Origin of the sequence: Morganella morganii (assembly GCF_041099235.1) — a bacterium.
Taxonomy (GTDB): Bacteria; Pseudomonadota; Gammaproteobacteria; order Enterobacterales; family Enterobacteriaceae; genus Morganella; species Morganella morganii_E.
In genome coordinates, this window is record NZ_JBFZSO010000007.1 from 94143 (window position 1) to 117360 (window position 23218).

At 52.9% G+C, this 23218-nt stretch carries 18 protein-coding genes and 1 riboswitch; of the genes, 11 read left to right on the top strand and 7 right to left on the bottom strand.

Features of this window, described 5'->3' with window-relative positions; translation table 11 throughout:
- Positions 1–46: 46 nt before the first annotated feature.
- From dapB to AB7038_RS12905, 4 genes are all read left to right on the top strand, one after another.
- Positions 47–862, top strand: coding sequence for a 4-hydroxy-tetrahydrodipicolinate reductase (gene dapB, locus AB7038_RS12890; RefSeq protein ID WP_369453441.1), 816 nt, complete (start codon positions 47–49; stop codon positions 860–862).
- A gap of 435 nt (positions 863–1297) precedes the next feature.
- Positions 1298–2437 (top strand): glutamine-hydrolyzing carbamoyl-phosphate synthase small subunit, encoded by a 1140-nt coding sequence (carA, locus tag AB7038_RS12895; RefSeq protein ID WP_369453442.1) that lies wholly within the window; start codon positions 1298–1300, stop codon positions 2435–2437.
- Between the two features lie 14 nt (positions 2438–2451).
- Positions 2452–5679, top strand: a complete 3228-nt coding sequence (gene carB, locus AB7038_RS12900; protein WP_072872047.1) for a carbamoyl-phosphate synthase large subunit — start codon at positions 2452–2454, stop codon at positions 5677–5679.
- Between the two features lie 204 nt (positions 5680–5883).
- Positions 5884–7263: a YadA-like family protein gene (locus AB7038_RS12905; RefSeq protein WP_369453443.1), complete on the top strand. Its 1380-nt coding sequence runs from the start codon at positions 5884–5886 to the stop codon at positions 7261–7263.
- A 337-nt stretch (positions 7264–7600) separates the two neighbouring features.
- Here AB7038_RS12905 and dkgA read toward each other — a convergent pair whose 3' ends face one another.
- From dkgA to AB7038_RS12920, 3 genes are all read right to left on the bottom strand, one after another.
- Positions 7601–8425 carry a 2,5-didehydrogluconate reductase DkgA gene (dkgA, locus tag AB7038_RS12910; RefSeq protein WP_072872117.1) on the bottom strand — a complete coding sequence of 275 codons (825 nt, stop codon included), beginning with the start codon at positions 8423–8425 and terminating at the stop codon, positions 7601–7603.
- Positions 8426–8453: 28 nt separating this feature from the next.
- Complete coding sequence (gene yqhD / locus AB7038_RS12915) at positions 8454–9611, bottom strand: alcohol dehydrogenase (protein ID WP_369453444.1); 1158 nt, start codon at positions 9609–9611, stop codon at positions 8454–8456.
- A gap of 137 nt (positions 9612–9748) precedes the next feature.
- Entirely contained in the window at positions 9749–10447 is a 699-nt protein-coding gene (locus AB7038_RS12920) for a DedA family protein (protein ID WP_369453445.1), read from the bottom strand.
- Between the two features lie 376 nt (positions 10448–10823).
- Between AB7038_RS12920 and exbB the strand changes: the two genes are divergently transcribed.
- Positions 10824–11732: a tonB-system energizer ExbB gene (exbB, locus tag AB7038_RS12925; RefSeq protein ID WP_368889773.1), complete on the top strand. Its 909-nt coding sequence runs from the start codon at positions 10824–10826 to the stop codon at positions 11730–11732.
- A gap of 6 nt (positions 11733–11738) precedes the next feature.
- Positions 11739–12161: a TonB system transport protein ExbD gene (exbD, locus tag AB7038_RS12930; protein ID WP_004237145.1), complete on the top strand. Its 423-nt coding sequence runs from the start codon at positions 11739–11741 to the stop codon at positions 12159–12161.
- A 29-nt stretch (positions 12162–12190) separates the two neighbouring features.
- Here the strand turns inward: exbD and AB7038_RS12935 are convergent, their stop codons facing one another.
- Both AB7038_RS12935 and AB7038_RS12940 read right to left on the bottom strand, forming a co-directional pair.
- Positions 12191–13372, bottom strand: a complete 1182-nt coding sequence (locus AB7038_RS12935; protein WP_368889772.1) for a multifunctional CCA addition/repair protein — start codon at positions 13370–13372, stop codon at positions 12191–12193.
- A gap of 31 nt (positions 13373–13403) precedes the next feature.
- Positions 13404–14021: a TIGR04211 family SH3 domain-containing protein gene (locus AB7038_RS12940; RefSeq protein WP_025153810.1), complete on the bottom strand. Its 618-nt coding sequence runs from the start codon at positions 14019–14021 to the stop codon at positions 13404–13406.
- A gap of 228 nt (positions 14022–14249) precedes the next feature.
- Between AB7038_RS12940 and AB7038_RS12945 the strand changes: the two genes are divergently transcribed.
- The 3 genes from AB7038_RS12945 to hldE all read left to right on the top strand — a co-directional run bounded on the left by AB7038_RS12945 (position 14250) and on the right by hldE (position 19611).
- Complete coding sequence (locus tag AB7038_RS12945) at positions 14250–15218, top strand: inorganic triphosphatase (RefSeq protein ID WP_368889771.1); 969 nt, start codon at positions 14250–14252, stop codon at positions 15216–15218.
- A gap of 46 nt (positions 15219–15264) precedes the next feature.
- The gene (gene glnE, locus AB7038_RS12950) at positions 15265–18093 is read left to right on the top strand and encodes a bifunctional [glutamate--ammonia ligase]-adenylyl-L-tyrosine phosphorylase/[glutamate--ammonia-ligase] adenylyltransferase (protein ID WP_369453446.1); all 2829 of its coding nucleotides are present in this window, start codon (positions 15265–15267) and stop codon (positions 18091–18093) included.
- 90 nt (positions 18094–18183) lie between these two features.
- Positions 18184–19611 (top strand): bifunctional D-glycero-beta-D-manno-heptose-7-phosphate kinase/D-glycero-beta-D-manno-heptose 1-phosphate adenylyltransferase HldE, encoded by a 1428-nt coding sequence (hldE, locus tag AB7038_RS12955; protein ID WP_368889769.1) that lies wholly within the window; start codon positions 18184–18186, stop codon positions 19609–19611.
- Between the two features lie 46 nt (positions 19612–19657).
- Here hldE and ubiK read toward each other — a convergent pair whose 3' ends face one another.
- On the bottom strand, positions 19658–19918 hold the full coding sequence (gene ubiK / locus AB7038_RS12960) for a ubiquinone biosynthesis accessory factor UbiK (protein WP_004242156.1): 261 nt from the start codon (positions 19916–19918) through the stop codon (positions 19658–19660).
- 141 nt (positions 19919–20059) lie between these two features.
- A riboswitch (FMN riboswitch) is annotated at positions 20060–20205 on the top strand.
- Between the two features lie 154 nt (positions 20206–20359).
- Here ubiK and ribB point away from each other — a divergent pair.
- Entirely contained in the window at positions 20360–21013 is a 654-nt protein-coding gene (gene ribB / locus AB7038_RS12965) for a 3,4-dihydroxy-2-butanone-4-phosphate synthase (RefSeq protein ID WP_368889768.1), read from the top strand.
- A gap of 186 nt (positions 21014–21199) precedes the next feature.
- Positions 21200–21979, top strand: a complete 780-nt coding sequence (gene ygiD, locus AB7038_RS12970; protein WP_369453447.1) for a 4,5-DOPA dioxygenase extradiol — start codon at positions 21200–21202, stop codon at positions 21977–21979.
- 75 nt (positions 21980–22054) lie between these two features.
- On the opposite strand, the gene AB7038_RS12975 is transcribed toward ygiD, so the two are convergent.
- Positions 22055–23215 (bottom strand): glutathionylspermidine synthase family protein, encoded by a 1161-nt coding sequence (locus tag AB7038_RS12975; RefSeq protein WP_349418919.1) that lies wholly within the window; start codon positions 23213–23215, stop codon positions 22055–22057.
- Between the last annotated feature and the right edge of the window lie 3 nt (positions 23216–23218).

Sequence of the window (23218 nt, forward strand, 5' to 3'; positions counted from 1 at the left end):
GCCGTTAATCTGCTGACATACAGACAGAAAACTGAGGATAACAAATATGGGTAAGTTACGGCTCGCGGTTGCGGGTGCCGGTGGCCGCATGGGACGCCAGCTGATTCAGGCAATTGCACAGAATGATGATGTGGTGCTGGGCGCGGCATTTGAGCGCGAAGGTTCCTCACTCACCGGAACTGATGCCGGTGAACTGGCCGGTACCGGGCGCAACGGGGTGATCCTGACGGCGGATCTGAACAGTCAGAAAGACAATTTTGATATCCTGATTGATTTCACCCGTCCGGAAGGCACGCTGGCACACCTGGCGTTCTGTACTGCCAACGGCAAAGGCATGATTATCGGCACCACCGGGTTTGATGATGCCGGAAAAGCCGCTATTGCACAGGCTGCGCAGCGAATTCCTGTGGTTTTTGCGGCGAATTTCAGTGTTGGCGTCAATCTGGTGCTGAAACTGCTGGAAAAGGCCGCCAAAGTCATGGGCGACTATACTGATATTGAAATTATTGAAGCGCACCATCGTCATAAAGTGGATGCGCCGTCCGGGACAGCGCTGGCGATGGGAGAATCTATTGCCGGGGCGCTGGGGCGTGACCTGAAGGATTGCGCAGTATACAGCCGTGAAGGCTACACCGGCGAGCGGGAGCGGAACACTATCGGGTTTGCCACTGTGCGTGCCGGGGACATTGTGGGTGAGCACACAGCGATGTTTGCGGATATCGGCGAGCGTGTTGAAATCAGCCACAAGGCTTCAAGCCGGATGACATTTGCAAATGGCGCGGTCAGGGCCGCAGCATGGCTGAGTGATAAAAATAGCGGTTTATTCACCATGAAGGATGTGCTTGATCTGGAAAATTTATAATAAAGTGTAAGCATCAACTTTTTGATAAGGCAGTGATTTTTTAAAATTATTACTGCTTTATGGCTATTTTTTAATAATTATTTATATGATGCCTTTTTTTTATCAATATCATCGTAATTGATCTCCTTTTCATCGCTGTTTTTGCCTTTTTCATCTTTTTTTCCGGTTGTGAGCCTTTTTTTCAGTCATCTCATCATAAATTCAGCATAAATCTGATAATGAAGATGTTTTATCGCTGTCTTCCTGCCTGTTTTGATCATGATGAGTAAAAAAATATAAAAAAGTCGATTTTTTCTGGACAACTGCCCGTTCGATCTTTAGAATGCGCCGCAATTTGTCAAAAATTGGTTAAATTTTTATTTTGGCATTGCTTTATAGCCCCAATTCTGAATTAATATGCACTAATTGTGATTTATTATTCCTCCGGAGGGTGTTGTGTTTAAGTCAGCAATCCTGGTTCTGCAAGACGGAACCACATTTCACGGACGCGCTATCGGCGCAGAGGGTGCCGTTACCGGCGAAGTTGTTTTTAATACCTCGATGACGGGGTATCAGGAAATTCTCACCGACCCCTCTTATTCCCGCCAGATAGTCACTCTCACTTATCCCCATATTGGTAATACCGGCACTAACAGTGCTGATGAAGAATCCCCGGATGTGTATGCACAAGGCCTCGTTATCCGCGACCTGCCGCTGACCACCAGTAATTTCCGCAGTGAAGAAAGCCTCTCTGAATACCTGAAACGCCGCAACGTCGTGGCAATCGCCGATATTGATACCCGCAAACTGACCCGCTTACTGCGCGAGAAAGGCGCTCAGAACGGCTGTATCATCGCCGGTGAACACCCGGATGCGGCACTGGCGCTGAAAAATGCGCAGGGCTTCAGCGGACTGAACGGGCTGGATCTGGCGAAAGAAGTCACCACCGCACAGCCATACAGCTGGACACAGGGTTCCTGGACACTGGACGGCGGTTTACCGGCGGATAAAACAGCAGAAGAACTGCCATTCCATGTGGTGGCGTATGACTTCGGTGCCAAGCGTAACATTCTGCGCATGCTGGTGGATCGCGGCTGCCGTCTGACGGTTGTCCCGGCACAGACCCCGGCGGAAGAGGTGCTGAAAATGGCACCGGACGGTATTTTCCTCTCCAACGGCCCGGGTGACCCGGCACCGTGTGATTATGCGATTGAGGCTATCACCCGCTTCCTGGAAACCGATATTCCGTTGTTCGGCATCTGCCTGGGGCACCAGCTACTGGCGCTTGCCAGCGGTGCAAAGACCATCAAAATGAAATTTGGTCACCACGGCGGCAACCATCCGGTTAAAGACATTGAAAATAATGTGGTGATGATCACCGCACAGAACCACGGTTTTGCGGTGGATGAGGCGACGCTGCCGGCGACACTGCGTGTCACGCATAAGTCACTGTTTGACGGCACATTGCAGGGTATTCACCGCAATGATAAACCCGCATTCAGCTTCCAGGGTCACCCTGAAGCCAGCCCGGGCCCGCACGATGCCGCCCCGCTGTTCGACCACTTTATTGAACTGATGAAAAACGCCCGTCACTGATCAGGAGCAGAAAAATGGCAAAACGTACAGATATCAGCAGCATCCTGATTTTAGGCGCCGGTCCGATTGTTATCGGCCAGGCCTGTGAATTTGACTACTCCGGCGCTCAGGCGTGTAAAGCGCTGCGCGAAGAGGGTTACCGTGTCATCCTCGTTAACTCCAACCCGGCAACCATTATGACTGACCCGGAAATGGCGGATGCGACTTACATCGAGCCGATTCACTGGGAAGTGGTGCGTAAAATCATCGAAAAAGAGCGCCCGGATGCCGTTCTGCCGACCATGGGCGGACAAACTGCGCTGAACTGTGCGCTGGATCTGGAACGCCACGGTGTGCTGGCGGAGTTCGGTGTCGAAATGATTGGTGCGACAGCCGATGCGATTGATAAAGCCGAGGATCGCCGCCGTTTCGATATCGCCATGAAAAAAATCGGTCTGGATACAGCGCGTTCCGGTATCGCACACACCATGGAAGAAGCGTTTGCGGTCGCCGATGATGTCGGCTTCCCGTGCATTATCCGCCCGTCATTCACCATGGGCGGCACCGGCGGCGGTATCGCGTATAACCGTGAAGAATTTGAGGAAATCTGTACCCGCGGTCTGGATCTCTCCCCGACCAACGAACTGCTGATTGATGAATCGCTGATTGGCTGGAAAGAGTACGAAATGGAAGTGGTGCGGGACAAAAATGATAACTGCATCATTGTCTGCTCCATCGAAAACTTCGACGCCATGGGGATTCATACGGGTGACTCCATCACCGTTGCCCCTGCACAAACCCTGACCGACAAAGAATACCAAATCATGCGCAACGCCTCGATGGCGGTACTGCGTGAAATCGGCGTGGAAACCGGCGGCTCCAACGTGCAGTTCTCGGTGAACCCGAAAACCGGTCGTCTGATTGTTATCGAGATGAACCCGCGTGTATCACGCTCCTCTGCGCTGGCCTCGAAAGCGACCGGCTTCCCGATCGCCAAAATCGCCGCCAAACTGGCGGTGGGTTATACCCTGGATGAACTGTCAAACGACATCACCGGCGGCCTGACACCGGCCTCCTTTGAGCCGTCCATCGACTATGTTGTGACAAAAATCCCGCGCTTTAACTTTGAAAAATTCGCCGGTACCAATGACCGTCTGACCACACAGATGAAATCCGTCGGTGAAGTGATGGCTATCGGACGCACTCAGCAGGAATCTCTGCAAAAAGCCCTGCGCGGCCTCGAAGTAGGCGCGACCGGTTTTGACCCGAAAGTGAATTTAGATGACCCGGATGCACTGACCCGTATCCGCCGTGAACTGAAAGAAGCCGGCGGCGAGCGGATCTGGTATATCGCGGATGCATTCCGCGCCGGACTGTCAGTTGATGGTGTATTTAACCTGACCAACATTGACCGCTGGTTCCTGGTGCAGATTGAAGAACTGGTGCGTCTGGAAGAGCAGGTGGCAGATGTCGGGATTAACGGTCTGACCCCGGAATTCCTGCGTCATCTGAAACGCAAAGGTTTTGCGGACGCGCGGCTGGCAAAACTGGTCGGTGTGGCGGAAGCCGAAATCCGCAAACTGCGTGACAGTTATCAGTTATGGCCGGTTTACAAACGTGTGGATACCTGTGCGGCGGAATTTGCCACTGACACCGCCTATCTCTACTCCACTTATGAAGAAGAGTGTGAGGCGCAGCCGAACAACGATAAACCGAAAATTATGGTGCTCGGCGGCGGGCCGAACCGTATCGGCCAGGGTATTGAGTTTGACTACTGCTGCGTACACGCGGCGATGGCGCTGCGTGAAGACGGCTACGAAACCATCATGGTCAACTGCAACCCGGAAACCGTTTCCACTGACTACGACACCTCTGACCGCCTCTATTTCGAGCCGGTGACGCTGGAAGATGTGCTGGAAATCGTGCGTGTCGAGAAGCCGGCGGGTGTGATTGTCCAGTACGGCGGGCAGACGCCGCTGAAACTGGCGCGCAGCCTGGAAGCGGCCGGTGTGCCGGTTATCGGAACCAGCCCGGATGCGATTGACCGCGCGGAAGACCGCGAACGTTTCCAGCAGGCAGTTGTCCGCCTCGGCCTGAAACAACCGGCAAACGCCACTGTCTCTAATATTGAGCAGGCGGTTGAACGGGCAAAAGAGATTGGTTATCCGCTGGTAGTGCGTCCTTCTTATGTACTGGGCGGGCGCGCGATGGAAATCGTCTACGACGAAACCGACCTGCGCCGTTACTTCCAGAATGCGGTCAGTGTCTCCAATGACGCGCCGGTGCTGCTCGACCGCTTCCTAGATGATGCGATTGAGGTGGATGTCGATGCTATCTGCGACGGTGAGCAGGTGCTGATTGGCGGCATTATGGAGCATATCGAACAGGCAGGGGTTCACTCCGGGGACTCTGCCTGCTCGTTACCGGCTTACACGCTGAGTCAGGAAATCCAGGATGTGATGCGCGACCAGGTGAGAAAACTGGCGATGGAACTGCGCGTGCGCGGCCTGATGAACACCCAGTTCGCGGTTAAAGACAACGAAGTGTATCTGATTGAAGTCAACCCGCGTGCGGCGCGTACCGTTCCGTTTGTCTCCAAAGCCACCGGGGTGCCGCTGGCGAAAGTCGCGGCCCGCGTGATGGCCGGACAGACCCTGGCGCAGCAGGGTGTGACAAAAGAAGTTATCCCGCCGTACTACTCGGTGAAAGAAGTGGTACTGCCGTTCAACAAATTCCCGGGCGTTGACCCGATTTTAGGGCCGGAAATGCGTTCTACCGGGGAAGTGATGGGCGTGGGACGCACCTTTGCGGAAGCCTTTGCCAAAGCGATGCTCGGCAGCTCTTCCTCACTGAAGAAGAAAGGCCGTGCGCTGCTCTCTGTCCGCGAAGGCGATAAAGCGCGGGTGGTGGATCTGGCGGCAAAACTGCTGAAACAGGGCTTTGAGCTGGATGCGACACACGGTACCGCGATTGTGCTGGGTGAGGCAGGTATTAACCCGCGTCTGGTGAATAAGGTGCACGAAGGTCGCCCTCATATTCAGGACAGAATTAAAAACGGTGAATACGATTACATTGTGAATACCACCGCCGGACGTCAGGCGATTGAGGATTCCAAAGTGATCCGCCGCAGTGCCCTGCAATATAAAGTGCATTACGACACCACCATGAACGGCGGCTTTGCCACCACACTGTCTCTGAATATGGACCCGACAGAGAGAGTGATTTCAGTACAGGAAATGCACAGCCTGATTACTGATAAATAAGGTGATTAATTAATATAAAAAATCCGCTACGGCGGATTTTTTTATTATACGTATAAGTGAATATTGATAATAAATTCAATAAGAATGATATCTTAATTATGTTTTTTGCTTTTTTTTGTGTTTACTTTTTGTTTATTCTTTTTTCTGGTGGTTATCAGTATATTTTCGGCAGATTAAATTTTTAACGGATATCAGGATAACCTTATGAAGAAAAGTATATTAGCTTTAATCATTTCACCTTTGTTTATTCATTCAGCAAATGCAAATATGAAGCCATTTACAGAGGTTATACCTCATGGACTTGGTTCAGGAACTTTATTTGAATTCGCTGAGAAAAAAACAGACGGTGACCGTGCAGTTGGCGTTTCTGAAATAGAGCAGGTTACAACAGGCCTGGGCCAATTTATTTTAGAGAACTATGAGTATGTAGATGATGTTCGCAAAGATTCGTCGAAGAAAGCGGCAAAACAGGATGGCAGAATAACACAGGTTCATCAGATTGTGGCTGATACCAGCGGACGGGTTAATACATTAGAAAAGCAGACTGCGTTTTTAGAAAACAAAACGCAGGCGATGGATGCTCAGTTGGATATCACAGCCAGAAAAGCGGAGCATAACAATACACTTATCGGTGCCCTTCCTGAGCACATTAACCGTATATTACCGGATGCGATTAAAAGCGAATTGTCACCGCTGGAAGCACGGACTGAAGTTTTAGAGAATAAAACAGAAGAAATAAATACAAAAACAGATAGCATGACTATGTTATTCAACGAAATTCCCGTACTGATAAAACAGGAAATTGATACTCATCATAGAGATGTTGATTCTAAGATGAAACAGATTAAAAATAAAACTGCTTATAATGAAATAAATATTTATGAAGAAAAAAGAAATGCAGAGTCAGCAAAAGTCGTCACTCAGGCACTACTTGGTGCAACAGAGGACCTGGAAACTGACGTTGATAAGCTGAAAAATAAAGTCCTTGCAGTGGAACTGCAGGCGGGCTTTGCAAAACAGTCAGCGTATACCAGTGAAAAAGATATCCGCGAAAACAAGAACCAACTTGGCGTACAGTCCCGGGATATCGCAAAAAACAAAAAATTGCTCGAATCCGCTAAAGTGGTGACCTCCGTTATCACCGATGCTACGTTAGCGCTGGAAGCGGATGTGGCGAAGATGGATACCCGCATCAGCAACGCATCGAAAAAAGCTGGTACGGCCTTAAATGTGGCTAATCAAAACACAAAGAGTATTGACGGGCAGAAAGTAAAAGTTGAGAAAAACACGCTGGATATCCTGAAAAACCGCCAGGACCTGCGTTCCCTGGAAAAAGATTTACGTGAAACCAACGAGCGTCTTGATAACGGCCTGGCGGCCAGCGCGGCACTGAATGGTTTATTCCAGCCGTACGGTGTCGGCAAACTGAATATCACTGCAGCTGTGGGCGGATACCAGTCCACTCAGGCAGTCGCAGTGGGAACCGGTTACCGGTTCAACGAGAACATCGCCGTGAAGACCGGTATGGCATATACCGGTTCGAACGATGTGATGTACAACATGGCTTTTAACCTTGAATGGTAATGCTGTGTTATTGTGACTGAAAGGTCATGTTTCATATACTCCTCCTTTCATATTGGCGTTTGAATTTATTTTTAATAAATAGTGAATTAATTATATTAGTGACAGCAAGGCTGAAATTCAGATAATTAATCCTGCTATATTTGCCATGCTTGGGGAAATACATATTGCGTTCGTGTATTTCCCCTTTTTTATTTTCTCAGCGTATTTGTTTTCCATGTGACTATTAAATAATAGTTATTTTCGGAATGGTGATTCATGGTGTGGTTATTTGCTGAATGATTATCAGATAAATAAAAGCCATCTGTATAATTTATACAGATGGCTTTCAGAAACTAACTTAATTAAATTCTTTTGGATCCGGCCCTAAGCGGTGACCGGAATCCAGAGACTGAATCTGTGAAAGCTCTTCTTTCTCCAGACGGAAATCAAAGACATCAAAGTTTTCCAGAATCCGCGAAGGGGTGACTGATTTTGGTATCACAATCAGCCCGCGATCCAAATGCCAGCGAATCACTATCTGTGCCGGGGTTTTCTGATATTTTGCCGCTAACGCCTGAATGACATCAGTATCAAAAACACCTTCACCGCCCTGTGCCAGCGGACTCCAGGATTCAGTGTGAATGGAATGGGTCGCATTCCAGGCCTGAAGCTCGCGCTGTTGCAGCAGTGGATGCAGTTCTATCTGATTGAGCACCGGTGCTACACCGGTTTTGTGGATAATGCGCTGCAAATGGCCGATATCAAAATTACAGACACCGATGCTGCGGGTCAGTCCGGATTTCTGTAATTCAATCAGTTGCTCCCAGGCGGAAACATAATGGTCTTCTGCCGGCGCAGGCCAGTGGATCAGGTACAGATCCACATAATCGAGCTGTAACTTTTTCAGGCTATCTTCCAGCGCTTTACCGGCGTGTTGCTGATCGCTGTTCCACAGTTTGGTGGTAATAAACAACTCATCGCGGGGAACGGTGGTCGCTTTTAGTCCTTCACCGACACCTTCCTCGTTCTGATAAATCGCGGCAGTATCAATCAGCCGGTAACCGGTTTCGAGTGCGGTCTGCACAGCAGAGCCGACCACGTCGTTTCCGGCTTTCCAGACACCCAGCCCCAGTTGCGGCATTAAGTGTCCGTCAGATAAGGTAACTAATGCAGGTTTGTTCATGTGGCCTCCAATCAGTATTTATGGTGTATCAGACGGCAGCCCGGTAGATCCGTTCACTGACTTCCGGTGTAATGTCCTGATGTTCACCGAGAGCGGTCTGGCCGTGTTCAGTGAGCTTGGCAACCAGTTTGGGAATGCCGCTGTCATCAATCTGATAATCAGAGAAGCGGGTTTGCACACCCAACTCTTCAAAGAAAACGCGGGTTGCTTCAATGGCGCACTCAATCCGGCTCTCTTCGGAGCCATCTGTCAGATGCCAGACGCGTTCAGCGTACTGTAATAATTTTTCGCGTTTGGTTTTGCGTTTTTCCCGCAGCAGTGCCGGTAACACAATCGCCAGGGTTTGCGCGTGATCTAATCCGTACAGCGCGGTAATTTCATGGCCCAGTGCGTGTGTTGCCCAGTCCTGCGGCACACCGGCGCCAATCAACCCGCTCAGTGCCTGGGTGGCGGCCCACATCACATTGGCGCGGCTGTCATAATCTTCCGGATTGGCCAGCACTTTCGGACCTTCCTCAATCAGCGTCAGCAGAATACCTTCTGCAAACCGATCCTGAATTTTGGCATTCACCGGATACGTCAGATACTGCTCGAGAGTGTGAATAAAGGCATCAACCACGCCGTTGGCTGTCTGGCGCGGTGGCAGGGTGTAAGTGGTCTGCGGATCAAGAATCGCGCACTTCGGATGCACCAGCGGGTGACCGAATGATTGCTTATCCCCGGTTTCACGGCGGCTGACCACAGAAAAACAGTTGGTTTCAGAACCGGTGGCCGGGAGTGTCAGCACACAGGCAATCGGCAGCGCGCTGCGGATATTGCGGCCTCCGGTGGTGATGATATCCCACGGGTCGCCCGGATAATCCACTGCAGCGGCAATAAACTTGGTACCGTCGATAACTGACCCGCCGCCGACTGCCAGCAGATAGCTGATGTCATGCTCACGGATATACGCGATAGCTTTTATCAGCGTTTCATAGGCCGGGTTCGGCTCGATACCTGAAAATTCATGAACATCATAACCGTCCAGAGCCGTCAGTACCTGCCCGTAAACACCGTTACGCTTAATACTGCCGCCGCCGTACAGCATCAGTACTTTGGCATCTTTCGGGATTTCACTGCTGAGTTTGGCGATTTGGCCTTTGCCGAAACGAATTTTTGTCGGGGTGAAAAGAGTGAAGTTGTTCATTATTTCTCCGGGTAAGATTAGGAAAAATGAAGCGGATAACCATTAAGTGTAGTGTAAATCAGGGCGGGCGTGGTGGCGAACCGGATTGTGCTTTCCGGCATGCAGGCAGCAAAAAGGCTCCCGCAGGAGCCCTTATCTTATTTCTTATGAACGCGGTGGCGTCTGCGGTTAAGCAGGGCGCGGCGTCTGCGGTAGTGGCGGATCAACAGATACAGGGATGCCACGATACCGACAATCAGGAAAAACACCGGGATCAGCAGCAGGGCTGTCATCACCGTTTTTTCGTGTGCTTTGACAAACGGGATCTGATTGAGCACATAACCGAAGGTGGTAATAATCGCCACCCACAAGAATCCGCTCAGCCAGTTAAAGAACTGGAAACGGCGGTTCGGCAGTGTGGAGAGCCCTGCCAGCATCGGCAGCAGAGTACGGACAAAACCGAGAAAACGACCGATAAGCAGGGCATACAGGCCGTGGCGGTTAAACAGCACTTCAGCTTTCTGATGATAATTTTTCGGGATTTGCGTCATCCAGCGCCTGACGGTTTTGGTATCACTCAGCCAGCGCCCCTGAACAAAACCCAGCCAGCTGCCGATACCGGCGGCGGCGGTCAGAATGGCCAGTGTCGGCAGGAAATCCATCACGCCCTTCGCAATCAGTGCGCCTGACAAAATAAGCAGGGTATCCCCGGGCAAAAACGCAGTGGGCAGAATGCCATTCTCAAGCACAATAACGGTGAAGAGGATAGCGTAAACCAGCCAGAGGACTTCGGGATTAGAGAGTGTGGCAAAATCGTGAGACCAGAGTGCACTCACAATCTCTGATAAACTAGACATTAGATTTCCTGTAAAACGAGATCCGGAACAACGGTACAGACAGTGTATCGCAAAAATTGCTCACCCGTTTGATTTGATCGGGTTTTTCTTCCGATTCACTGACGGTATAAAGAGAGGTTGGTGAAACATATCCCGTGTACAGTTTCTATGCGTTTTATCGGTGGTGACACCGGATGGATGACTGAAAACCCTTAGCATTCCGTGTGAAATTTTCCGCCGGAATCGCATTTTTTTGGTAAACGGTAATGATAATTACTATCAAATTGCTCAGGGTTTGGTATGATCAGCGGGTTTCGTTTTTTGGGTAGCGATGAATAACACGATTTATTTTTTGCTGAGAAAGAGTTCATAACAAAAGAGAGTTGAAGGCCAACTGATGCGTAATTTGACCGTTTCTGTGCTATTGGCATTATGTTTAACCGGCAGTGCATTTGCAGATAACACTGCTGCTGTCACACCAGCGACAACAACACCTGTCACCGCGCCGGCAGCAACTGCCGGTCAGCCTGCTCAGACGCCTGAACAACCGGCGGCCCCGCTATCTGCAACCGATGTTCCTGTTCAGGAAATCAGCGCAGCACCGGCAGACGGTAACCGCGGCTTTGCGGCTGAGCTGTCTGTGATTTCCATGTATCAGGGCGCGGATGTTATCGTTAAATCGGTTATGATCGGCCTTATTATCGCCTCAGTGATTACCTGGTCCATTTTCTTTGCCAAGGGCGCTGATCTTATCGCTTCCCGCCGCCGTATCCGCCGTGAAGCGGCAGCAATCAAAGATGCCCGCTCGCTGGATGAAGCAGCAGCCATCGCCGATACATTCGGGAAAAAGAGCGTCACCCGGATGCTGGTGCTTGATGCGGTAACTGAACGGACGGCATCAGAAAAAAGCCGTGATCTGAGTGGTATTAAAGACCGTGTGGCATTCCGCCAGGAGCGTATTGTTGCCGGTGTTGCCCGTCATATGGGGCGCGGTAACGGCTATCTGGCTACTATCGGGGCTATCTCACCGTTTGTCGGCCTGTTTGGTACCGTATGGGGTATCATGAACAGCTTTATCGGCATCGCCCACTCACAGACCACCAACCTCGCGGTTGTGGCGCCCGGGATTGCAGAAGCACTGCTGGCAACGGCACTGGGTCTGGTCGCGGCAATTCCTGCGGTCGTTATCTACAACATCTTTGCCCGTATGATTTCCGCTTACCGCGGTGATCTGGGTGATACCGCAGCACACACTATTTTATGGCTGGGCCGTGACCTCGACCTGGCAGACAGCAAAGCAGGGTAATATCTGATGGCAATGCGTCTTAACGAAGAGTCGGATGACAGCGGCGAATTGCATGAAATTAACGTCACACCTTTTATTGATGTGATGTTGGTTCTGCTGATCATCTTTATGGTGGCCGCACCGCTGGCGACCGTTGATATCAAAGTGAATCTGCCGGCCTCAACGGCAAAACCACAGCCGCGTCCGGAAAAACCGGTCTTCCTGACCGTGAAAGCGGATAACCAGCTGCTGGTGGGCGAGCAGGAAGTCACAAAAGAAACACTGGCTCAGATCCTGGATCAGACCACGGAATCCAATAAGGAAACTACGATCTTCTTCCAGGCAGATAAAACAGTCGATTATGAAACGCTGATGGGCATTATGGATGCCCTGCGCAAAGCGGGATATCTGAAGGTCGGGTTAGTGGGTATGGAGTCTGCGGAGAAATAATCATCCGCAGCTGAAATGAAAAAAGCCGTTCATAATGAACGGCTTTTTTGTTGCCACTCTCTGATGGCCTCAGCACGGCGGCGGGTGAGTTCCGCTTTGATGTCCGCGCCTTTAAAACCGGCTTCAATCACCGGTTTGACAGCAACCTGCTGTGCCAGTGTGAAAGCTTCAGCCAGTAATTGTGCCTGCGGATAATCTGCTGCGTCCGGTGCTATCCGGCTGCAGTAATCCGCCTCACAGAGGATCGCCAGCTGAGAAATGCGCTCAGGCTTGCGCCAGGCATCCAGTGAATCAAACAGGGTAATGATATCGTCTGCCGTCAGATGGCTGATGTCATGAACAGTCCGGTAATCACGGGTGGCAAGCAGAGCCAGATCCCGTGCCGGGTTCGGCACCCGCAGGCGTTCAGACATCTTCTGAATTGCAGCGGTTCCTTCGGCGATACTGTGACAGCTCAGGTAAAGGCACAGCGCAGCAAAGCGGATATCTGTGCTGTCTGTCAGAAGTACAGTCCGGCGCAGTAGTGCGGCGGTCAGAATGTCATAACCGGTCTGGCCGTCAGAGGTGCAGAACAGGGTTTCCAGCTCCGGAAACAGCACCGTCAGCGCACCGCAATCACGCAGTACCGCGAAATAGATATCCGGGCACGGGCTGTTCAGGGCTTTTTCTGTCTCTTTCCAGACCCGCTCCGCCGTCAGATGGGCAAGCTCTCCCTGCTGTGTGATAGCAGACATCAGTGCCAGAGTTTCTGGTGCAATAACAAATCCCTGCGGGGCGAAACGGGCAGCAAAGCGCGCCACCCGCAGCACGCGCAGCGGATCTTCCGTAAACGCCGCTGAAACATGGCGGAGCACCCGGTTTTTCAGATCATCCGCCCCGTGATATGGGTCATGCAGTGTGCCGTCAGCCGATTGCGCCATGGCATTGATGGTCAGATCCCGGCGCTGTAAATCGTCTTCCAGCGTAACATCCGGTGCACTGTAACAGGCAAACCCGGTGTATCCGGCCCCGGTTTTCCGCTCTGTCCGTGCCAGAGCATACTCCTCCCGGGTATCCGGATGGAGAAAAACAGGAAAATCGCGCCCGACCTGCTGATAGCCGCGCGCCAGCATCATCTCCGGGGTGGCACCGACGACCATCCAGTCTCTGTCCGAGACAGGCAGACCCAGCAGGGCATCGCGGACTGCGCCGCCGACCAGATAAATATCCACGTGTTTCTCCGTACTGCGGTTACTGTGAGACTCAGTTCATCCAGCGATCTTTCTTCTTGCGGCGCGGGATCATATGCGGCAGCAACAGACCCAGCAGCAGACCGGCACCAGCTACACCGCCGCCGTACATAAACCATTGCAGGATAATATCGCGCTGTTTGTCATCCAGCTGAACACTGATGGCATCCAGTTTTTTCTTTGCGACCACAACCTGATTACGCAGGCTGTCATTCTCTTTTTTCAGGTTATTAATGATATCATCACTGGCAGCCACACGGTTTTGCATGTCAGCCGTTTTTTCGTTCCAGGTGCCGTCGATATTGGCGAGTTTGCCGCGCAGGGTTTTAATTTCTTCTTCCATGGCCGGAACGCGCTCTTTCAGGCTCGGCGTTGTGCTCAGCAGCTCTTTCGGTAACCAGACATCGCGGTTTTTGCTGTCACGGACACGGACAAAACCGCTCTCATTATTCACATCGAGAACGGTGACTTTTTCTCCGGAATTGAGTGAGCCGGCAATACGGTAGCGGTTGCTCGGGCCGCTGTGAACATAGGTGGAGAGGTCATCAGAGACATAACGGATTTCTTCAGCATGGGCGGTAATGCTGACGGTTGCTGCAAACAGTAAAGGGAGTAAGGCGAGTTTTTTCATCGTCATAAGCTTTATCAATCGTTGGTTATGAATAGCATACTAATGAGTTAAGTGTGCGGGTGCAAACGGTAAACAGCCATGAGATTACTCTTAACAACGGAATAAATGACGGGATAAAGTGGATAAACAGCGAAAAATCCGGCTGTTTATAACAAATGAGTGTCATCTTTATCACGAATGCAGGGTCAGACTGACGATAAATAACGGTATAAGATTACGGGAATGTCTATGAGCGATTACGAAACAGAACTGAAATTTGCGGTAAAACCGGAAGCCATCACGGCGGTGATCACTGCGCTGACCACCTTCCCTCATCAGCATTTCCGTGCTGTCCGCCTGACCAACAGCTATTTTGAAACGGCTGACGACACACTGCGGCAGTGGGATATGGGGCTGCGGATTCGGGGATGTGATACCGAATATGAAATGACCCTGAAAACTGCCGGAAATGATATCGGCGGGTTACATCAGCGCCCTGAATATAATATCCCGCTCTCCCGCCCGGAACTGGATTTAGCGGCACTGCCTGCTGATGTCTGGCCGCCGGAAACGGATGTCGCGGCGCTGCAGTCATCACTGCACGCCCGCTTTACTACCGATTTCGCCCGTGAAAAGTGGCTGCTGACGGTCAATCACAGTGTAGTGGAAGCGGTGCTGGATCAGGGCAGCGTGGTTGCCGGAGAGGCAGAAAGCCCTATCTGTGAATTTGAGATGGAGCTGAAAGAGGGCACTGCCGCTGATTTGCTGACAGCAGCCAAAGCCCTGGCAGAATTGCCGGGGTTACGCCTTGCAGGGCGCAGCAAAGCGGCGCGCGGTTACTGGCTGGCTCAGGGAGCTCCGGTACCGGAACTCCCTGAACTGTTCACAGAGTGGGATCCGCAGAGCCCGCTGACAGATGTGGTTGTCCGTCTGATCAAACAGTGGCAGAGCCTGGAAGAAGCCTGGCTGCTGGATGCGGACGGTGCATTACCGGCATTGCAGCAAACCCTTTCTCTGCTGATGACACTGGCGGACAACTATCCCGGCGCAGTGCCTGATTTTGTCCGTGACTGCCCGCTGCCGGAGGTGGCGGCGGCACTCGCGGTAGCGGATGCAAAATCTGCGGATGTCTGTTTCAGTCCGGTATGGTTGCAGTGTAAACTGGCTTTCACGCAATGGGTTTTCGCACTATGGATGGCGGCTCCTGCCATGCCGTAACCGGGTGTTGAGCTGTTATGTGAATCTGATAACAAAAGGAACATTGATGCTGCCGCTGACCCCGATACTCCGGCAAGCCGCTGAGCGGGTAACCGCCCGGCTTGATACCGGACTGGAGCCGTATTCTGAACAGGAAGAGATGATTTTTGCCGGCAGTGACTTTGTGGCGGAGCAGTGTATCCGCCATCCGGACTGGCTCTCTGCCCTCCGCGACACCCCACCGCAGCCGGATGAATGGCAGAGTTATGCCGCCCGGCTGGCAGAGATGATGGCGGATGCCGCACAGGAAGAAGATGTGATGCGGGTGCTGCGCCTGTTCCGTTATCAGATGCTGATGCGCATTGCCGTCATGCAGATCCTGCGCCGGAGCACAACGGAAGAGACGCTGCGGCAGCTCAGTGAACTGGCGGAAGTGCTGATTATTGCCGCCCGTGACTGGCTTTATCAGCGCTGTTGTGCGGACTGGGGCACGCCCTGTTCGGCAGACGGCAGCGCGATGCCGCTGCTGATCCTCGGGATGGGGAAACTGGGCGGCGGCGAGCTGAATTTTTCCTCCGATATTGATCTTATTTTTGCTTATCCGGAAAACGGTGTCACACAGGGTGGCCGCCGCGAGCTGGAAAACGCGCAGTTCTTTACCCGCCTGGGACAAAAAATTATCAGAATGCTGGATCACGCTACGGCGGACGGTTTCGTCTACCGCGTGGATATGCGCCTGCGGCCGTTCGGTGATAGCGGGCCGCTGGTGTTCAGTTTCTCCGCCCTGGAAGATTATTATCAGGAGCAGGGACGCGACTGGGAGCGCTATGCGATGGTCAAAGCGCGTATTCTCGGTCGTGATGATTCTGCTTTCAGTGAGACGCTGCGCCGGATGCTGCGCCCGTTTGTCTACCGCCGCTATATCGATTTCAGTGTGATCCAGTCTCTGCGCAATATGAAAGGTATGATTGGCCGTGAAGTCCGGCGGCGCGGGCTGACCAACAATATAAAACTCGGTGCCGGGGGCATCCGTGAAGTGGAGTTTATCACTCAGGTCTTTCAGTTGATCCGCGGCGGACGTGAGCCGGGATTACAGACGCAATCCCTGCATGCGGCACTGGCGGAAATCGCCCGTCTGGGGCTGCTCGGTGAGGAGCTGGTCGCGCAGTTGCTGGATGCTTACGCGTATCTGCGGCGGCTGGAAAATCTGCTGCAGGCCATTAATGACAGCCAGACACAGACGCTGCCGGACTCACCGCTGGATCGGGCCCGGCTGGCTCAGGGGATGGATGCCGCTTTGTGGGCAGATCTGGAAACGGTGCTGAACAGCAAAATGGCGGCAGTACACCAGATTTTTACCGATCTTATCGGTGAGGATGATGAGGAAAGTGAGGATGAAACCGCCTTACAGCCGTTTATCTCGCTGTGGGAGAGTGAGCCGGAACTGACCGATATCACCTCTCTGTTTTCCCTGAATGAGGACGATGCCGCACAGTTTCTTACCGGTTTACAGGGGTTCCGGCAGGATCTCGGCAAGCGGACCATCGGGCCGCGCGGACGGGATGTGCTGGATCACCTGCTGCCCAAACTGCTGGCGAAACTGGCATCCCAGCCGGACGCACGACGGGTGTTGCAGCGCCTGACGCCGCTGCTGCTCAGCATTGTCAGCCGGACCACCTATCTGGAGCTGCTGCTGGAATCCGATGTGGTACTGACCCATGTGGTGCGGTTGTGTGCGGCATCCCCGATGATTGCCGTGCAGCTGGCGCGCCATCCGCTGCTGCTTGATGAGTTACTGGATCCGGCCTCACTCTATCAGCCGCTGCCGCTGAATGCGTACCGTGATGAGCTGCGTCAGTATCTGATGCGGGTTCCGGAGGACGATGAGGAGCAGCAACTTGAGGCACTGCGCCAGTTTAAGCAGGCGCAGTTGCTGCGGATCGCGGCTGAAGATATCACCGGCGTGCTGCCGGTGATGAAAGTGAGTGATCACCTTACCTGGCTGGCAGAAGCGATGATCGGCGCTGTGGTGCAGCAGGCGTGGGGACAGATGGTCAGACGTTACGGCGAACCTGCGCATCTGACCCGCGACGGAGACAAAGGTTTTGCGGTGATCGGTTACGGTAAGCTGGGCGGCTGGGAGCTGGGCTACAGTTCTGATCTTGATCTGGTGTTCCTGCTGGATTGCCCGGAAGGCACACAAACCACCGGCCCGCGTGAAATCGACGCACGGCAGTTCTATCTGCGGCTGGCGCAGCGCATTATGCATCTGTTCAGTACCCGCACCTCATCCGGCGTTCTGTATGAGGTGGATGCCCGCCTGCGTCCGTCCGGGGAGGCCGGGATGCTGGTCAGTACCCTGGAGGCGTTTGCGGATTATCAGCAGAACAGCGCCTGGACCTGGGAGCATCAGGCACTGATCCGCGCCCGTCAGGTGTACGGTGATGAGACGATTGCCGCCCGTTTTGACAGTATCCGCCGTGATATTCTGTGTCGTCAGCGTGATAACGCACAGCTGAAACAGGATGTCCGTGAGATGCGCGAAAAGATGTATCAGCATCTCGGCAGCCGTGACGACAGTGTGTTTAATATCAAAACCGATCCGGGCGGGATCACGGACATTGAATTTATCGCCCAGTATCTGGTGCTGCGTTTTGCACCGGAAAATAAGGCGCTGATCCGCTGGTCTGATAATGTCCGGATTTTTGAACTGATGGCAAACTATGATGTGATGCCGGAAGAGGAATCTCTGCGGCTGACCGCGGCTTATATTATGATGCGCGACAGGCTGCATCATCTCTCGTTGCAGGATAAGTCCGGTGTGGTGCCGCTGACGGAATTTGCCGCTGAGCGCGAATTTGTCCGCGCCCGCTGGCAGCACTGGCTCGGGGAATAAACACCGGCTGCCGCACGCGGATTTTCTGTCCGGCGGCCGGTTTGTGATATTATCAGCAATAATTTCGTTATTCATAAGGTGGAGCAGGGAATGAAAGTAACACTCCCGGATTTTCAGAATGCCGCAGTTTTAGTCGTCGGTGATGTGATGTTAGACCGTTACTGGCACGGGCCGACCAGCCGGATCTCCCCGGAAGCCCCGGTACCGGTGGTTAAAGTCACTGAAATTGAAGAGCGTCCCGGCGGCGCGGCAAACGTGGCTATGAACATCGCCTCTCTGGGAGCGAATTCCCGCCTCGTGGGTCTGACCGGTATTGATGACGCCGCCCGCGCACTGACCGAGCGCCTGAATGATGTGAAAGTCCGCTGCGATTTTGTCGGACTGCCGACACACCCGACGATCACCAAGCTGCGCGTTTTATCCCGCAGCCAGCAGCTGATCCGCCTGGATTTTGAAGAAGGTTTTTCGGATGTTGATCCGCAGCCGATGCTTGAACGTATCGCACAGGCACTGCCGCACATCGGTGCGCTGGTGCTGTCTGATTATGCCAAAGGCGCACTGGCACATGTGGAAGAGATGATCGCACTGGCCCGTAAATCCGGCGTGCCGATCCTGATCGACCCGAAAGGCACCGATTTTGCCCGTTATCGCGGCGCAACCCTGCTGACACCGAATATGTCTGAGTTTGAGGCCGTGGCCGGGAAATGCACTGATAATGCCGATATCGAAGAAAAAGGCCTGAAAGTTATCCGTGATTTCGATTTGCAGGCACTGTTGGTGACCCGCTCTGAGCAGGGCATGAGCCTGCTGCGCCCGGGACAGCCTGCCCTGCATCTGCCGACACAGGCTCAGGAAGTGTTTGATGTGACCGGTGCCGGAGACACGGTAATCGGTGTGCTGGCAACCTCGCTGGCTGCCGGTAAAACCCTGGATGAATCCTGTGCGCTGGCCAATGCCGCCGCAGGTGTTGTGGTCGGTAAGCTGGGGACATCCACCGTATCACCGGTTGAGCTGGAAAATGCTGTGCGCGGCCGCAGTGATAACGGCTTTGGTGTGATGACTGAAGCAGAGCTGCATCAGGCAGTGGCGGATGCCCGTCAGCGCGGCGAGAAAGTGGTGATGACCAACGGCTGTTTCGACATTCTGCACGCCGGGCACGTCTCCTATCTTGCCAACGCCCGTAAATTGGGGGATCGCCTGATTGTGGCAGTGAACAGTGATGCTTCCACCAAACGACTGAAAGGCGAAAGCCGTCCGGTTAACCCGCTGGATCAGCGGATGATTGTGCTTGGTGCGCTGGGTGCTGTGGACTGGGTGGTGCCGTTTGAGGAAGATACACCGCGGCGCCTGATTGCTTCTGTTCTGCCGGATGTGCTGGTGAAAGGCGGGGATTACCGTCCGGAAGAGATCGCCGGCAGTGAGGAAGTGTGGGCAGCAGGCGGGGAAGTGAAAGTCCTCAATTTTGAGGATGGCATTTCCACCACCAATATCATCAATACGATCAATAAATCAAAGTAACCGGCTGATTATGCAGGAGATACGCACGGTGTATCTCCTGTTGTCATTACTCGCCGCCTTTTTCCGCCAGGCGCGCTTCCAGCTCTGCCAGACGTTTTTCCATCTGCGACAGTTTTTCGCGGGTGCGCAGCAGCACCTGAGTCTGCACATCAAACTCTTCGCGGTTGACTAAATCCAGCTTGCCGAGCTGTGACTGTAAAATCGCACGCATCTTTTTATCGATATCCGCTCCGATCTCCCGCACACCTTTCGGCAGCGCGCTTTGCAGCTGTGTGGCAATCTGTTCAATTTTTTTCGGGTCAATCATGATTTTTCCTTTCTGAGCCGGAGGATCGTTATGCCGCAAATAGTAACCTGTTACGGGATTCTGAACCAGTCTGAGTTCTCATTTTGAGCTTCCGGTAAAAATAACCACTGGCCGGGATGATTTATCAGGGGTATAGTGATCACGCTATCTCAGGGCGGGGTGAAAGTCCCCACCGGCGGTAAACATTCCATTGCGAATGAAGCCCGCGAGCGCTTCACTACGGTGAAGGTCAGCAGATCCGGTGTAATTCCGGGGCCGACGGTTATAGTCCGGATGGGAGAGAGTCAGCATCAGCCGGGCGGTATCCGCCCGTCCGATCGCATATCATCAATTATCTGTGCGGGTAACAGCCTGCTGCGGCATGGTTTTATGATATGTATGCAACTCCTAAGATGCCCTGGTTCTGGTAATCATTTTTAATTACGATGAGGTTTATTTACCATGAATCAGACGCTGTTATCAGATTACGGCAATCCGATTGAACGTGCAGAACGTGCCATTGAAGCTATCCGTCAGGGACGGGGTGTGATGGTACTCGATGATGAAAACCGCGAAAACGAAGGCGACATGGTGTTCGCCGCCGAAACCATCACCGTTGAGCAGATGGCACTGACCATCCGCCACGGCAGCGGTATTGTGTGCCTGTGCCTGACTGACGAACGCCGTCAGCAGCTTGAGCTGCCGATGATGGTGGAGAACAACTCCAGCCAGTTCAAAACCGGCTTTACCGTCACGATTGAAGCCGCTCACGGTGTGACCACCGGGGTGTCTGCGGCTGACCGCGTCACCACCATCCGCGCTGCGGTGGCCGATGGCGCTGTTCCGGCGGATCTGAACCGTCCCGGTCATGTATTCCCGCTCCGTGCGCAGAGCGGTGGTGTGTTAACCCGCCGCGGTCATACCGAAGCCTCTGTTGACCTGGCGACACTCGCCGGCCTGAAGCCGTACGGTGTGCTGTGTGAACTGACCAACGATGACGGCTCAATGGCCCGCGCACCGGAAGTGATTGTGTTTGCAAAAGAACATGATATGCCGGTCGTGACTATTGATGATCTGGTGCAGTACCGCGAACAGTTAATGGCGAAAGCGGGCTGAGATCACTGACAGGGTCAGTAACTGAACAAGACTGAAATCCTGAGAATGCCGCTGCTGACACAGCGGCATTTTTGTATCCGGATTCCCGTCATATTTTTTGAATAACTCCATCATGATTACCCTGCGTGATAAATCCCGGAATGGCATACACTGATTTCAGTGAACAATTATTGTGTGAGGTCAGCAATGAAACGATTACCGGCTCTGTTTGCAGGTCACGGCAGCCCGATGAATGTCCTGGAAACCAACCGTTATACCGAAATCTGGCGGCAGCTGGGAGAGCAGATGCCGCGTCCGTCCGCTATTCTGGTGATTTCCGCGCACTGGTATACGCAGGGGGCGTGGCTGACATCTGCCGCACACCCGCGCACCATCCACGATTTTCGCGGTTTTCCGCCTGCGCTGCATGAAACTGAATATCCGGCTCCCGGATCCTCTGCGCTGGTGGAGCGGGTAAAAGATCTGCTCAGTGATGATAATATCGGGGAAGATCACGGAGAGTGGGGGTTAGATCACGGCAGCTGGGGGATCTTAGTGAAAATGTATCCGGATGCGGATATCCCGGTGGTGCAGCTCAGTCTCGACGGCAGCAAACCGGCGCAATGGCATTATGATACCGGCCGTAAACTGGCGGCACTGCGCGATGAAGGTGTGCTGGTGCTCGGCAGCGGTAATGTGGTGCATAATCTGCGCGAGATGAACTGGCAGAATGCGCAGGCCGAACCGTATCCGTGGGCGGTCAGTTTTAATAATTTCGTGCGTGATAACCTGGAGAGCGACACCCGGCCGCATCCGCTGGTGAATGCACTTGAGCGTGAAGACGGCAAACGGTCGAATCCGTCGCCGGAGCACTATCTGCCGCTGCTCTATATTCTCGGTATGCGGCAGGACAGCGAGGCTGTCACCGTACCGGTGGATGGTATTGAATCCGGCTCACTGAGTATGCTGACAGTCAAAGTCGGCTGACGATTTCTTTTGTCATAAAAAATCCCCGGCACATCTGATGTCCCGGGGATTTTTGTATCAGCCAGAGACTATTCGTCAGTCAATAATGACATGCGGATAGAAACGGGAGAGATCCTGGGTGATAAGCTCTTTATCTTCACGGATGCAGATCCCGGCAGATTCATCATTCACCAGCCAGCTGCCCACGAGGGTATAGCTGTCGCCGAACTTCGGCAGGGAATGGAACTGCTGGACAATCATGCCTTCTTCGCCATAAGGACCGTCCGCGGCAGCAATTTCTTTGCCGTTTTCGATAATACGGATATTGGCACCTTCGCGGGAGAACAGCGGCTTAATGACGTAGCTCTCCATTTCCGGATATGGTTTATCCGCAAAATAGGCAGGCAGCAGGTTCGGGTGATCCGGGAACATTTCCCACAGCATCGGCAGCAGGGCTTTGTTGGAGATAATGCTCTTCCAGGCCGGTTCCAGCCAGCGTACACCGGCGTCTGTCAGCTTGGTGGAGAAAATCTCCCGCATCATAAATTCCCACGGATAGAGTTTAAACATGTTGCTGATAATCTGATCCTGAAGATCAGTAAACTCACCGCGATCGCCCAGCCCGATATCTTCAATAAACAGAAAATCAGTGGTGACACCGGCTTCCTGTGCGCAATCCTGCAAATACTGGATAGTACCGCGATCTTCCACGGAATCCTGACAGCAGGCCATGTGCAGATAACGGAACCCGTACTCTTCCGCCAGCACCCCGAAACGCTCAATCAGCTTTTCCTGGATACCGTTAAACTGATCGGCATTTTCCGGAAGGTTACCGGCGGCAATCTGGTCTTCCAGCCAGATCCACTGGAAGAAAGCGGACTCATACAGTGATGTCGGTGTATCCGCATTATTTTCCAGTAATTTCGGCGGGTTAACACCGTCATAGGCCAGATCCAGGCGTGAATAAAGCGACGGCTGGCGGGTTGCCCATGACTCACGCACGAAATCCCAACAGTGTTTCGGGATTTGGAAACGGGCCATCAGCTCGTCACTTTGTGTGACTTTATCCACTACCTGAAGACACATCTGATGCAGTTCGTTGGTCACTTCCTCGATTTCGTCGATCTGTGCCATCGTAAACTGATAACAGGCATCTTCTGACCAGTACGGCTCGCCGTACATGGTATGAAAATGAAAGCCGAATTCCTCGGCTTTACTGCGCCAGTCAGGGCGCTCGCTAATCGGTACGCGTTTCATGTA

Coding starts and splice junctions, on each gene's coding strand:
- dapB (WP_369453441.1), top strand. CDS start 47: ATGGGTAAGTTACGGCTCGCGGTTGCGGGTGCCGGTGGCCGCATGGGA.
- carB (WP_072872047.1), top strand. CDS start 2,452: ATGGCAAAACGTACAGATATCAGCAGCATCCTGATTTTAGGCGCCGGT.
- AB7038_RS12905 (WP_369453443.1), top strand. CDS start 5,884: ATGAAGAAAAGTATATTAGCTTTAATCATTTCACCTTTGTTTATTCAT.
- dkgA (WP_072872117.1), bottom strand. CDS start 8,425: ATGAACAAACCTGCATTAGTTACCTTATCTGACGGACACTTAATGCCG.
- yqhD (WP_369453444.1), bottom strand. CDS start 9,611: ATGAACAACTTCACTCTTTTCACCCCGACAAAAATTCGTTTCGGCAAA.
- AB7038_RS12920 (WP_369453445.1), bottom strand. CDS start 10,447: ATGTCTAGTTTATCAGAGATTGTGAGTGCACTCTGGTCTCACGATTTT.
- exbB (WP_368889773.1), top strand. CDS start 10,824: ATGCGTAATTTGACCGTTTCTGTGCTATTGGCATTATGTTTAACCGGC.
- exbD (WP_004237145.1), top strand. CDS start 11,739: ATGGCAATGCGTCTTAACGAAGAGTCGGATGACAGCGGCGAATTGCAT.
- AB7038_RS12940 (WP_025153810.1), bottom strand. CDS start 14,021: ATGAAAAAACTCGCCTTACTCCCTTTACTGTTTGCAGCAACCGTCAGC.
- AB7038_RS12945 (WP_368889771.1), top strand. CDS start 14,250: ATGAGCGATTACGAAACAGAACTGAAATTTGCGGTAAAACCGGAAGCC.
- glnE (WP_369453446.1), top strand. CDS start 15,265: ATGCTGCCGCTGACCCCGATACTCCGGCAAGCCGCTGAGCGGGTAACC.
- hldE (WP_368889769.1), top strand. CDS start 18,184: ATGAAAGTAACACTCCCGGATTTTCAGAATGCCGCAGTTTTAGTCGTC.
- ubiK (WP_004242156.1), bottom strand. CDS start 19,918: ATGATTGACCCGAAAAAAATTGAACAGATTGCCACACAGCTGCAAAGC.
- ribB (WP_368889768.1), top strand. CDS start 20,360: ATGAATCAGACGCTGTTATCAGATTACGGCAATCCGATTGAACGTGCA.
- ygiD (WP_369453447.1), top strand. CDS start 21,200: ATGAAACGATTACCGGCTCTGTTTGCAGGTCACGGCAGCCCGATGAAT.
- AB7038_RS12975 (WP_349418919.1), bottom strand. CDS start 23,215: ATGAAACGCGTACCGATTAGCGAGCGCCCTGACTGGCGCAGTAAAGCC.